This window comes from Streptomyces sp. AgN23 (genome assembly GCF_001598115.1).
Taxonomy (GTDB): Bacteria; Actinomycetota; Actinomycetes; order Streptomycetales; family Streptomycetaceae; genus Streptomyces; species Streptomyces antimycoticus.
The window spans coordinates 8650853-8662634 of the sequence record NZ_CP007153.1; the positions used below are offsets into that span (position 1 = coordinate 8650853).

General features: G+C 72.6%; 10 protein-coding genes and 2 pseudogenes. 4 read left to right on the top strand and 8 right to left on the bottom strand.

The genetic code is table 11. The annotated features are described in order from the left end of the window. The first annotated feature begins 22 nt into the window (after nucleotides 1-22). Complete coding sequence (locus tag AS97_RS37615) at nucleotides 23-2242, top strand: EAL domain-containing protein (RefSeq protein WP_247204853.1); 2220 nt, start codon at nucleotides 23-25, stop codon at nucleotides 2240-2242. Between the two features lie 75 nt (nucleotides 2243-2317). Here the strand turns inward: AS97_RS37615 and AS97_RS37620 are convergent, their stop codons facing one another. After that, on the bottom strand, nucleotides 2318-2674 hold the full coding sequence (locus AS97_RS37620) for a DUF779 domain-containing protein (protein WP_107119279.1): 357 nt from the start codon (nucleotides 2672-2674) through the stop codon (nucleotides 2318-2320). A gap of 144 nt (nucleotides 2675-2818) precedes the next feature. Beyond that, nucleotides 2819-3532 (bottom strand): annotated as a pseudogene (locus tag AS97_RS37625) (FAD-dependent monooxygenase); the annotation flags it as partial. On the opposite strand from AS97_RS37625, the pseudogene AS97_RS47890 reads away from it, so the two are divergent. Together AS97_RS47890 and AS97_RS37630 are read left to right on the top strand one after the other, a co-directional pair. Further along, nucleotides 3532-3657: pseudogene (locus AS97_RS47890) on the top strand (TetR/AcrR family transcriptional regulator); the annotation flags it as partial. The pseudogenes AS97_RS37625 and AS97_RS47890 sit on opposite strands and share 1 nt — an antisense overlap. A gap of 111 nt (nucleotides 3658-3768) precedes the next feature. Then, complete coding sequence (locus AS97_RS37630) at nucleotides 3769-4113, top strand: transcriptional regulator (protein ID WP_210566457.1); 345 nt, start codon at nucleotides 3769-3771, stop codon at nucleotides 4111-4113. A gap of 9 nt (nucleotides 4114-4122) precedes the next feature. On the opposite strand, the gene AS97_RS37635 is transcribed toward AS97_RS37630, so the two are convergent. From AS97_RS37635 to AS97_RS37655, 5 genes are all read right to left on the bottom strand, one after another. Beyond that, on the bottom strand, nucleotides 4123-5169 hold the full coding sequence (locus AS97_RS37635; protein ID WP_349017622.1) for a hypothetical protein: 1047 nt from the start codon (nucleotides 5167-5169) through the stop codon (nucleotides 4123-4125). Nucleotides 5170-5325: 156 nt separating this feature from the next. Then, a complete protein-coding gene (locus AS97_RS37640) occupies nucleotides 5326-5727 on the bottom strand; it encodes a M15 family metallopeptidase (RefSeq protein WP_125756254.1) in 402 nt (133 codons plus the stop codon). A gap of 7 nt (nucleotides 5728-5734) precedes the next feature. Then, nucleotides 5735-6760, bottom strand: a complete 1026-nt coding sequence (locus AS97_RS37645; RefSeq protein WP_059142171.1) for a hypothetical protein — start codon at nucleotides 6758-6760, stop codon at nucleotides 5735-5737. 332 nt (nucleotides 6761-7092) lie between these two features. Further along, nucleotides 7093-8043 carry a TauD/TfdA family dioxygenase gene (locus AS97_RS37650; RefSeq protein ID WP_210566458.1) on the bottom strand — a complete coding sequence of 317 codons (951 nt, stop codon included), beginning with the start codon at nucleotides 8041-8043 and terminating at the stop codon, nucleotides 7093-7095. Between the two features lie 51 nt (nucleotides 8044-8094). Further along, nucleotides 8095-9330: a cytochrome P450 gene (locus AS97_RS37655; RefSeq protein ID WP_059142167.1), complete on the bottom strand. Its 1236-nt coding sequence runs from the start codon at nucleotides 9328-9330 to the stop codon at nucleotides 8095-8097. Between the two features lie 105 nt (nucleotides 9331-9435). On the opposite strand from AS97_RS37655, the gene AS97_RS37660 reads away from it, so the two are divergent. Then, complete coding sequence (locus AS97_RS37660; RefSeq protein ID WP_059142166.1) at nucleotides 9436-10401, top strand: hypothetical protein; 966 nt, start codon at nucleotides 9436-9438, stop codon at nucleotides 10399-10401. 92 nt (nucleotides 10402-10493) lie between these two features. Here AS97_RS37660 and AS97_RS37665 read toward each other — a convergent pair whose 3' ends face one another. Next, nucleotides 10494-11753 carry a cytochrome P450 gene (locus AS97_RS37665; RefSeq protein WP_059142165.1) on the bottom strand — a complete coding sequence of 420 codons (1260 nt, stop codon included), beginning with the start codon at nucleotides 11751-11753 and terminating at the stop codon, nucleotides 10494-10496. Nucleotides 11754-11782 lie beyond the last annotated feature (29 nt).

Genomic DNA, 11782 nt, shown 5'->3' on the forward strand with positions numbered 1-11782 from the left:
GCTGCCCGGGGGAGTGCGCGATATGACCTCCGAATCGGGCGGGCCGAGATGTGACCGCGGCGCCGGGGACACCGCCGGGCACCCCGCCCCCACGGAGAACGATCAGCTGAGGCGGTTCGCGGGCATCTGGTGCCGGGCCGTCCACCCGCTGGCGGCCACGACGATGACGCCCGACGAGTTCGAGGTCTATCTGCTGCCGCTGGCCCACCGGTTGAGCGCCGCTCTGCGCGGCTCTCCCTTCGACACCGAGGCGGCGTACGCGGTCGGGGCGGCGCTGGTGAACGCCCAGTGCACCGAGCCCGAGGCGCTGCCCGCCATCCTGGGCGCCATCGACGCGCACCTGGTGTCCTGCTCGTCGTCCGCCGAGCTGCCCGACGCGCCCGGCCACGAGCCCCTGGCCGAGGAGGACGCGCGCGCCCGCTGTGTGCGGCTGCAGCACGCCCTCGCCGCCGGGTTCGTCCGCGAGCTGCGCAAGTGCGAGCGCGATGAGCAGGAGGCCATCTCGCGGGCCGCGCTGGCCGCCCGGACCGAGGCCGAGAAGGCGCTGCACGCGAGCGAGGCAAAGTTCCAGGCCGTCTTCGAGGGCGCGGTCATCGGCGTGGGCATCGCCGGACTCGACGGCGAGGTGCTCGTCGTCAACGACGCCATGGCCCGGATGTTCGGCGGGATGGACTTCTTCCGCCCCGGCCGTAACGTCACCGAGTTCGTCCACCCGGACGACGTACCGGGCGCCCATGAGCTCTACCGCGAGCTGGTCAGCGGGGAGCGCGACCACTTCCGCATCGAGAAGCCGCACTACCGCGACGACGGCAGCGAGCTGTGGACCAACCTGACGGTCACCCTGCTGCGCGACTCCAGCGGCGCCCCGCAGTACCAGCTCGCCCTCGCCGAGGACATCACCGAGCACCGGCAGCTGCGGGAGCGGCTGCGGTACGAGGCCACCCACGACGAACTGACCGGACTGCCCAACCGCACCCTGTTCCTGGAGCGGCTGGACCAGGTGCTGGCCGCGGGCGCCGACGCCGAGCGGTTCGGCGTGTGCTACCTGGACCTGGACGGCTTCAAGGCCGTCAACGACAGCCTCGGGCACGTCGTCGGCGACCGGATGCTCAAGGCCGTGGCCGAACGCCTCCAGCGCTGTGTGAAGGCTCCCGACGAGCTGCTCGCCCGGGTCGGCGGCGATGAGTTCCTCGCCTTGGTCACCGGCCCCGCGGCGCAGGCCGACGGCGCCGGGCTGGCCCGCCGGATGCTCGCCGCGCTCGCCGAACCCGTCCGGATCGAGGGCCGTGAGCTGCGGGTACGGGCCAGTATCGGCGTGGTCGACGGCCGGGCCGGGGAGATCGGCCGGGCCGAGGTGCTGCGCAGCGCCGACATCACGATGTACCGGGCCAAGGCCGCGGGCGGCAATCGCTACGAGATCGCCGACGCCGACTCCAACGCCCGGGTGATCGCCCGCCACAGCCTCACCAACGGGCTGCCCTCCGCCCTGGAGAAGGGCGAGTTCTTCATCGAGTACCAGCCGCTGGTACGGCTCACCGACGGCACCGTGCGCGGTGCGGAGGCGCTCGTACGCTGGCTGCATCCGGTGCACGGCGTGCTCGGCCCCGACCAGTTCATCCCGCTCGCCGAGGACACCGGGCTGATCGTCCCGCTCGGCCGCTGGGTGCTGGAGCAGGCCGCCCGGCAGGCCCGGGAGTGGCGCGACGCCGCCGATGACGAAGGCGAGCCGCTGCGCGTCAACGTCAATCTCTCGCCGTGCCAGCTGAGCCACCCCACACTGGTCTCCGACACGGTGGCGGTTCTGGAGAGCGCCGGGCTGTGCCCCAGCGCGCTGTGCCTGGAGGTCACCGAGAACGACCTCATCGGCGCCGACGAGAGCGCCCTGCGGCCGCTGCGGCAACTCGCCGACCTCGGCGTGGACATCGCCCTGGACGACTTCGGCACCGGCTACTCCAACCTGTCGTACCTGCGCCGGCTGCCGGTCTCCCAGCTCAAACTGGACCGTTCGTTCACCCGGGGCATGCAGCGGGCCCCGGCCGATCCGGTCGACGTCAAGATCGTCGAGGGGATCGTCTCGCTCGCCCACACGCTGGACCTCGCGGTGACGGTCGAGGGCGTGGAGACGGCCGTACAGGCCGAGCATCTGCGGGGGCTGGGCTGTGACACCGCCCAGGGCTGGTACTACGCCCGCCCGGGCCCGCCCGAGCGACTGCACACCCTGGCACTGGCCGACGCCAGCTGAGGCCGAGTGAACGCGGTGCGCCGCGCAGGCCACGCGCCTGGTAAACGCCGCGCCCCGGTAAACGCCGCGCCGCGCTCAGCTCGCCGCGTCGTCCAGCAGCCGTGAGCGGATCAGGAAGCGCACACCCTCCGGCGCCTCCAGGGAGAAGCCGCTGCCGCGCCCGGGCACCACGTCCACCGTGAGATGCGTATGCGCCCACCGCTCGAACTGCGAGGCCGACATCCAGAAGCCCACCGGCTCCTCGACCCCGTCCACCTCCAGCTCCGCGAGCAGCACATCCGACCCGCCCGTACGGAACTCGCCGAGCGGATAACACATCGGTGCGCTGCCGTCACAGCAGCCGCCCGACTGGTGGAACATCAACGGGCCGTGCTCCGCTCGCAGTTGGCGGATCAGCTCGGCCGCGGCCGGGGTCAGCGCGATGCGCTCCATGGGCGATCCCTCTCCGATCATGCTCACCGAGCGGTCAGGGGCCAGGCCCAGCGAACCCCCCGCCACGTTGCGAGAAGGTTGCCCGCACGGTGTCCCGCAACCAGGCCCGTCCGCGACGGGTTCGCCGGCCGAACGACAGCGGGCTCACCCCACCAGCCCCACCGGCTCGTGCTCGGGTGAGGACGTCGGCGCGCCGGTCCATCGGCGCAAGGCGGCTTCGAGGCCGGTGACGGTGGCGAGGCCGGTGGTGTCGGAGGCCCAGGCGACCACCCCGTCCGGGCGTACCAACACCCCGGTCGGCGTCGCGTGGCCGTCGGCCACGCTGCGCACCCGCCCGGCCCAGGCCGCGGCGAGGCGGGCGAACGCGCCGTCCGGAGAGCGATCGAGCAGCAGGAAGCCACCCCCGTGTCCGTGGTCGGCCAGCCGGGAGCCGTCCCTCAGCCGCAGGTCGGGGACGTACCGGCCGATCAGCGGATGGTCGCCGGGCAGGTCGACGCGCTGTGTGACACCGGAGATCTTCTTGACCGCGTAGGTCGTGCCCTCCCGGGTGCTCAGCAGATCGGCGACGACCTCCCGGAGCGCGGCCGACGTGGCGTCCCCGCGCATCACCCCGATCTGGGCCCGCGTCCAGTCCAGCACCCAGGCGCCGAGGGGACGACGCTCGGCGTCGTAGGTGCCGAGCAGCCCCTCGGGTGCCCATCCGGCGATCACGGCACCGAGCTTCCACCCGAGGTTCATCGCGTCGCCGACCCCGAGATTGAGCCCCTGACCGCCGAACGGCGAGTGCACATGCGCGGCGTCGCCGGCCAGCAGCACCCGCCCCGCCCCATAAGTGGCGGCCTGGCGGGCGTTGTCGGTCCGCGCTGCCTGCCGAGACCTTCCCCCACACCACCCGCCATGCCGCCGAGCTCACCGCGGGTGAGGGGCACGACCGGTTCGACTTCACGCTCGCCCTGATGGTCGACGGACTGGCGCGCCGCTAGCGCTCTGACCACCTGTGTTCACCGACTTGGGCAACCGCGCCCCGCCACATGGGGGGCGGTGATCTCCGGGCTCGGCCGGATGTTCCGCCGGGCAGTCGAAGGGTGGGGGTCATGGGGGTGGCGCGGCAGGTCAGCACGGGCTCGAGGGCGGAGACGGGCTCGGGGGCGGGGCCGGGCTCGGCGTCAAAGAGAGATCCGCGTCTGCTGCCGGTCCTTGGGGTCGCCTTCCTCGAGGACCGGCTGGCGATGTCCGACTCGGCACTGTCCAAGCAGCTCGCGACACGCGAAGAGGCCGGGTATGTCGCCACGGCACGCCGCCCCAGCGGCAGCCGCCGCAAGGTACGCGCTCGGCTGGCCCCCACCGGCCGGGACGCCTTCAACGGCCATGTCGCCGCACTGCGGGAAATCGTCGCCGACGCCGCGAACCCGGCCGACGGGCCGGCGACTCGCTCGTGACATGGGCGGCTATCCGCTGATCCCGGGATTGCTCGCCATGATGTCCTCGGCGGTCTGCCAGAGGCTGGGCAGGAACCGGGTGACTTCCTCGGCGCGGCGGAAGATGTCCTCGGTCGAGCTGATACCGAGGTCGCTGACGGCCGCGTGGAACGCGGGGGCGAAGGCGCGGTGCAGCTCGGGGGCGTCCGCGGCCAGGATGGTGTGACAGCGGGCGAAGGTCGCGATGATCCAGAAGACGGCTTCGTGGTGGTCGCCGCGGTCGATGAGTTCCTGGCTGCCGTCGATCGCGACCGGCCGTGCGGGTGGAGTGATGTCGCTGCTGAAGGGGAACGGGGTCCTCGCCACCTCGGCGGTGGCGTCGAACACTTGGGTGAGTTCACGCAGATGGTGCCGGATGCGCCGGGCGGGCAGATCCCGGCAGCCGAGGAGATCCAGCAGCTCCGGGTAGCGGCCGAGCTGTCCGTAGTCGGCGAGGACCTCGCGAGCGGCCAGGTACCGCAGACGCACGGTGGGGTTGCGCAGGGCGGCGACCAGAAGCACATGGGTGGTCACGCCGGTGGGGAACAGCCAGGACAGCACCTGTTCATGGAACGGCGCCGAGGCGTCGATCGCCGCGAGCCGGGTTTCGATCCGGCGGCGGGCGTCCTGGCATCGGCGGCGCACCCAGGGCCGCGCCGCGAAGTGGCCCGCGACGTATGCCTGCAATGTGCGCAGGTGCCCGGTGGGATCGTCGATGATCGTGTCGGTGCGGAAGCTGCCGGCCAAGTGATAGGAGGCGAGGACGTCGTCGGCGCAGATGAGCTGTGACCAGGGCAGATAGCTGACTTCCAGCAGTGTGCCCCGGTAGTGGAGCTTGCCCGGCTTGGCGGGCGGGTCGTCCGTGGCGGTGATGACGACGATGTCGACATCAGAGGAGGGCGCCAGCTCGGCGTCGTCCGGGAGCCCGACCGTCGAGCCGCTGACATACGCCCCGCGAAACCCCGCATCGGAGCTGGAGCGGGCATACCGGGCGACCCATTCCGCCCCGATGGCACGTGCCGCCCCCAGCTTCACCACGCATCCCCCTTGCCGCGACGAGCGTATGGACTCCATTGTCCCAGTGCGCCGCGGCCGCGCCCGACAGGCGCGAGGCGCGGCGAGGTGACTTTCGGGGTCGCCGCGTTGGTATCCCCACCCTGCCCCACCGTAGGCCGGCCTGTGTGAAGTCCGAGGTCAGTCCAGGACCATGGGCCCGTAGCGGGCGACTGCCGCTCCAGTTTGCAGGGCCCAGTAGCGGTCTCCATATGACCAGTGCCACCACTCCGTTGGGTAGTTGACCAGGCCGGCAGCGGTGAGCGCGGTGCCCAAGATGTCCCGATGGGAGCGAGCCTGGGATGGCGGGCGGTATCCCTCGACGAACAGCAGCCGCATCCCCGGAGGCAGCTGTGCCTGAGCTTTGTGGAGTCGGCCGAGCGCTCCTTCCCGCAGGTGTGCGAAAGCGCCGGCGGAGTCCTGCCACTTCCGCTCGTCGACCAACAGGCGGCTGTCCCGCCGCACATCCACGAGTCGTTCACCGCACTCCTGAACAGGTACGGCCGCGACCTTCGGGTCGGACATCAGGACGATCTCAGTCATGACGCGATCATCTCGCGGACCTGTTCCCGGGTGTCGCGTCCGTGGCAGCGGCGATCGCGCAGACCGGGCGGGTGCGGGCGGCGTAGGAGCGGGCCGCGGCGATCAGGCCGAAGCCCAGGCCGCCGAAGGCGAGCCCGCCGAAGAGCACCATCCAGGTGATTCCGGCGCTGGAGGTGAACGCCCCGTCCGGTTTGATCCGCGGCAGTACATTCGCGGCACTGAGCGGGGCGTAGATCACGAGGACGACGCCGTAGACGGACAGGCCGATCGCTGAGAGCCATGCCGGGAGGAGGGGCAGGAGGCGGGGCACCCGTCGCCCGGTGAGGAGGAGTGTCCAGCGGGGGAACACCTGGCCCCAGGGGTACATCAACCCCAGCAGCAGAAAGATCCCGGCCAGCGCGGCCAGGACGGTGACGTCGACGCCCACTGAGGCGAGTGCCTTGGCCGCGCCCGAGCCGCCCGCGTTCTCCTCGCGCCACTTCTCCGCCGTGACGCTCAGCGCGTCGCCGCCGAGCGTCCAGATGGTCTTGACGACCGCCCACGGCAGCAGTCCGCACATCAGCAGGTACACCTGGATCCGGGTCCGCCGGGACGCCACGGAGGCGGGCGGGTGGACCAGCGGTCCGCTGCCGTCGCCGGTGTGCTCGGCCCCGCACCGCGGACACCGGCCCCGCAGCCGCCGTCGGTGGGAGACGACGACCAGCAGCAGCAGGGCCAGGCCCACGGTGTTCAGCAGGACATGGGCGAAGCCGGTGGCGCTCTCCACGCCCGATAACGACGCCAACGTGACGACGTACGCGGGCAGGCTCGCCATGCCCATCGCGAAGACGGGGACCGCCACGGCCAGCACCGCCGTCACTGCCACCCGGCCGCGTCGGGCCAACGGCCGGGGGGTGGCCAGGCAGGCCCCGGCGGCCAGCAGGGCCAGTGCGGCCAGCGCGAGCTGGACGCCGGATGCGTAGGCCACATGCGGCGACCAGGGCACGGTGGCGCCCGCCGCGGCCCAGACCACCTGGACGGCGGCGTACACCACGCCCCACGCCACGGCGGCGTGGGGCGCCCATCGAGGCCACCGTCGCGGCCACACCCGCCACCCGGGCTCCGGGGACGGAAGCCCGGGGCGGGCCGGGGTTCGCGCGGGAACAGTCACCGTGACCTCCGGTTTCGCGGTGCCGATACTCAAGCCTGTCCGGTAGCGGCGGCGGGTGCATCCGTCCCGGGGGCGACGCCCTCCACCACGCGGGGGAGGGCGGATGAGCCTCGCGGATGACACTCCGCCCCTCCCCGCACGACCCGCGGGGCCGGGCGGAGCAGAAGGCGATCAGAAGCGGACCAGGAGCGGACCAGGAGCGGACCAGGAGCGGATCAGAACAGGACGTTTCCGTTGCCGGACCGGTGGGCCCGGGTACGGCGGTGGTCCAGATGGATGAAGGTGCGCTGCAGCCACCGGTCGTAGCCGTCGTACTTGGGCTGGTACGCGGTGCGCCCGTGGATGGCGATGCGGTTGTCCACCACGGCCATCTCGCCCGGCCGCAGGACCAGCGTCCGCGCCCCGTCGAGGAACGCGCCCCGCAGGGCCTCCAACGCCACCTTCGCCTCGTCGTCATTGGCGGTCGTCGCGTGGAAGTCCACCTTCACGTCGGGATCGTCCGGGTCTCCCCTGAGCACCGCGTGCGCGGGGCCGGGGCCGCCGCCGCGGAAGGACGGCGGCGGGGCGGTGGTGAAGCGCTCCTCCCGCAGGACACGCAGCGTCCCGGGGCTCAGCAGCTCCAGGGCGGCGCGGATCGACGACACCATCGTGCCCGCGTTCAGGGGCTCGTCGTTGCGCAGACAGAGCAGGCTGACGTAGTCGGGGCAGTGCGGATGGAACGCGTTCTCCACGTGCAGCTCCAGCGGGGTGGAGCCGGCGTTGCTCTGCGACCCCTCGCGGCCGGGCACGGGCACCACGTTCTGGACGAGTGCACCGGACTTCTCGTCCCGGTACGCCGCTATCTCGCCGATCTGCAGGGTGACCATCACGGCGACGGCAGCGGGCACGGTGGCGGTGAGTTCCACCGACTCGGGCACGGTGGGAGTCAGGGGCAGCTCCGCCTCGTCCACCGGCAGGTTGCGCACGATCAGAACGCCGTCACGGCCGGGGTCGTGGCGATACAGGCGGGTGGCCTCCCGCAGCCGCAGCGGAAGACGGCAGGACATTCTTCGGGCTTCGGCCACCCAGTGCGGATCGTCGATGAGGCCGGGAGCGGTGGCGGCCAGTTCGGCCGCCAGGGCGCCCGTCTCCCGGCGGTCCTGGGCGGACAGGTACACAGTGGTCATGTCTGGTCTCTCCTAGAGGTCCTCAGGGCCGGCCTGTGACGCCGGCACAGGTCAGCGCGACGGGGTCGCGAGGCGGGTGAGGGTGACGGGCAGCGAGGTGAAGCCCCAGATGAGGTTGGACCGCATGCGCCGCGGCGCGCCGCGTGGCGCGACCTGGCCCACCCGCGCCAGGAACTCCTCGAAGAAGATGGTCAGTTCGCTGGTGGCGAGTGCGGAGCCGAGGCAGAAGTGCGTGCCGGTGGCGAAGGTGAGGTGGCGGTTGGGGCTACGGGCGATGTCGAAGCGGTCGGGATCGGCGAACACGGCCTCGTCACGGTTGGCCGCGGGCAGCCACACCGCCACCTGGTCGCCGGGCCGGATCCGGTGGCCGCCGAGGTCCACCTCGCGCCGCGCGGTGCGCAGCACATGCAGTGCGGGGCTGGTGAAGCGCAGGATCTCCTGGACGGCGGACGGCAGCAGCTCGGGCTCGGCGCGCAGCCGGGCCCACTGGTCGGGTGCCCGGAGGAAGGCCAGCAGCCCGCCGATGGTGGCGTGGCGGGTGGTCTCGTTGCCACCGGAGATGAGCCCGTTGCAGTTGAGCAGGACCTCCTCGTCCGTCAGGGGCGCACCGTCGACGGTGCCGTGGGCGAGGGCGCTGACGATGTCCTCCTGCGGGTCGCGCCGCCGCCGGGCCAGCAGGTTGTCGTAGTAGACGAGGAGTTCGGTGTGCGCCTCGGCGATCCGCTGGGGGTCGGTGCCGGCGTTCTCGTCCGCCCCGAAGGCGATCATGGTGAGCTTGAGCATGAGGTCCCAGTCGGCTCGCGGCACGCCGAGCATGTCGGAGATGACCGAGACCGGGAGGCGTGCGGCGACCTGCGCGAAGTCGACGTCGCCCTGGTCCAGCGCGGCCTCGATGACCTCGGCCGCGGTCTGCCGGATGGTGTCGTTGAGCCGTCCCACCATGCGCGGGGTGAACGCGGAGTTGATGACGCGGCGGATGCCGCCGTGCCGGGGCGGGTCGGTGACGATGAGCATCTTCCCGGCCGCTGCCGCGTTGGACACCGGGTCGGCGTCCAGGCGCATGCCGCCGGTGGACGAGAAGGCGGCGGCGTCCTTGAGCACCCGGGCCGCCGGATCGTGGCCGAGGACGGACCAGTAGTCGTCGGCGTGGGGCCGCCGGGTGAGGAAGACGGGGTGGGTGGCGCGCAGCCGCCGCCAGACCTCCTCGATGCCGTCCTCGGTGTAGCGGCGCGGGTCGGACAGGTCGGGTGGTGCGGTGAAGAGCAGGGGGTCGGTGATCTGGGACATGGGATATGCCGATTCTCGATTCTTGGAAGCCGACTGCCCTGTCGCACGGGCGCGTTCGTACGGTGTGCTTCGGCAAGCGGCGAACGGATGGACGGGAGAGCTGACATGGCGTCAACACAACGACGGGGACGGGTCCGGGCGGCGTGGGCGGTCGCGGGGTGCGCCGCCACGTTTGCCGCGACCGCCCTCGCCCGCCGCCGTGAGCGGGAGCCGTTCCCCGGCGAGCGGCTGCTGAAGGGCGCCTCCGCCGCGGGTGGCCTGGCGCTGGCGGCGCTCACGGCCGTACCGCCGGCCCGGCACCGGCCGCGCGGGGCCGCGGAGCTGGTGGCGCGCGGCGCGGCCGCGGGACTGGTCCAGGGCGGGAGCCACCTCCTGTTCGACGCGCTGGCCGTGGCCCTGCGCCGTACGGCCGGAACGGCGGACGCGGACGCCGCCGAAGTGGACCCGGGCCGGGTGGCGGCCCGCTGTCTCGCCCTCGGCTCGGCCGCGCTGACGCTCGTGGCCGCCCGGTGGCAGGCGCGGGAGGGAGCGGGGACCTGCCCGCGGTGCGGGCGCCGGCCGCGCCCGGCCGCACCGCGGGCCCTGGCGTGGAGTGGCTACGCGGCGTGCGCGCTGTCCCTGCCGTACCCGGTGGTGAAGCTGGCCTGGGAGTGCGGCAGCGACATCGGTATCACCCGGCCCGAGGTGATCCACGCGGTCCCCGGCGGCTGGCTGCCGGTCGTGCCCGCCCTCGCCGGATCGCTCCTGTCGCTGGCGCTGGTACGGCCCTGGGGCCGGACGTTCCCGCGCTGGGTCCCGGCCGTCGGGGGTTCGCGGGTGCCACGGCCGCTGGTGCTGGTGCCGAGCTGCTTCGGCCTCGCGGTGCTGGCCGAGGTGGCCCCGGCGGCGCTGGTGGCGGGGGTGCGGTACGTCAACGACCCGGCCACGCCGCCGGTCGAGGAGATAGGGCTGCGCCCGTGGGTTCCGCTCACGTTCTATGCCTCCTGGGTGTTGTGGGGCGTCGCGCTGGCGGGGGCGGCCTGGGAATACCACCGCACCACTGCGGGCTGCCCCGCCTGTGCACGGTCGTGAGGCTCCGGCCCGGCCGGGGCAAGGGCCGGGCCGGAGACGCTCGCGGGGCCCGCGGGGTGGATCCTGGATCCGGGGACCCACCCCGCGGGATGTCAGACGAGCAGCACGGACAGCTTCAGCGGGGTGCGGGAGATGGGATTGGGGATGAACGGCACGTCCCCGTCGCCGGCCGGCCGCAGCCGCGGGAAGCGCTCCAGCAGCCGCCCGATGGCGATAGCCCCCTCCATCCGGGCGAGCGGGGCGCCCAGGCAGTGGTGGATGCCGTAGCCGAACGTCAGATGGCCGCCCGCATGGCGGGTGACGTCCAGCCGGTCGGCGTCCGGGAACTGCTCGGGGTCCCGGTTCGCGGCGCCCAGGGACAGCAGGACCGGCTGGCCCTTGCGGATGGTGACCCCGGCGACAGTGGTCGGGGCGCCGGAGATCCGGACGTTGGTGAGGAACAGCGACGGGTCGAACCGCAGGAACTCCTCGACCGCGCCCGGCATCAGTGACGGGTCCCTCTCCACCAGCGCCCGTTGCTCGGGATCGCGCAGCAACGCGTGCACGCCGTTGCCGATGAGGCCCACGCTGGTCTCGAACCCGGCGAGCAGCACGATGAACGCGGTCGAGATCAGCTCGATCTCGCTGAGCCTGCCCTCGTCGGCGTCCCGGGCCTGCACCATCTGGCCCAGCAGGTCCTCGGTGGGATGGGCACGCCGCTCGGCGATGAGTTCCTTGATGACGTCGATGATCCGGTAGGCGATCTCCTCCCGGCCCTCGTGGGTGTCGCCGCCGGTGAAGTCGCGCGCGTTCCGCGACCAGTCGTGGAACACCTGGCGACGGTCCTCGGGGACGCCCAGCAGCTCGCAGATCAGGACCAGCGGCAGTTGCCAGGCGTAATGCTCCATCAGGTCCACGGGGCTGCCGTCCGCGCCCTCCTCGGCCAGACGGTCCAGCAGCTCGGCGGCGGTCGCTTCGACCCGCGGCCGCATCCGCTCGGTCTGCCGCCCGGTGAACGCACCGCTGAGCAGCTTGCGCAGCCGCGTGTGCTTGGGCGGGTCGGTCACCACCGGGTGCTCGTTGTAGATCCGCCAGATGCCGCCCTCCTCGTCGGAGACCGGGTCGTCCTCCGGGTCCGGCTTCTGCCGCAGCACCGGGTCCAGGTGGGCCAGCCGGATGTCCTCGTAGCGGGTGGGCACCAGCCACCGGGAACCGTCCGGCAGCTCCGCCCACCACACGCGCGACTTCTCCCGCAGCCGGGCGAAGAAGCCGTACTGGTCGCGCACCAGCTCCGGGTCCATCAGCTGGAAGACGGGGACGCCGTCACCGGACGGGCCCGCCGGGTCCTGGCGCGCGTCGGTCGCTTGTCGCATCGGATGTGCTCCTTCGGTGGAGAGGTCCG

Coding starts and splice junctions, on each gene's coding strand:
- AS97_RS37640 (WP_125756254.1), bottom strand. CDS start 5,727: ATGACTGAGATCGTCCTGATGTCCGACCCGAAGGTCGCGGCCGTACCT.
- AS97_RS37620 (WP_107119279.1), bottom strand. CDS start 2,674: ATGGAGCGCATCGCGCTGACCCCGGCCGCGGCCGAGCTGATCCGCCAA.
- AS97_RS37665 (WP_059142165.1), bottom strand. CDS start 11,753: ATGCGACAAGCGACCGACGCGCGCCAGGACCCGGCGGGCCCGTCCGGT.
- AS97_RS37615 (WP_247204853.1), top strand. CDS start 23: ATGACCTCCGAATCGGGCGGGCCGAGATGTGACCGCGGCGCCGGGGAC.
- AS97_RS37650 (WP_210566458.1), bottom strand. CDS start 8,043: ATGACCACTGTGTACCTGTCCGCCCAGGACCGCCGGGAGACGGGCGCC.
- AS97_RS37660 (WP_059142166.1), top strand. CDS start 9,436: ATGGCGTCAACACAACGACGGGGACGGGTCCGGGCGGCGTGGGCGGTC.
- AS97_RS37630 (WP_210566457.1), top strand. CDS start 3,769: ATGGGGGTGGCGCGGCAGGTCAGCACGGGCTCGAGGGCGGAGACGGGC.
- AS97_RS37655 (WP_059142167.1), bottom strand. CDS start 9,330: ATGTCCCAGATCACCGACCCCCTGCTCTTCACCGCACCACCCGACCTG.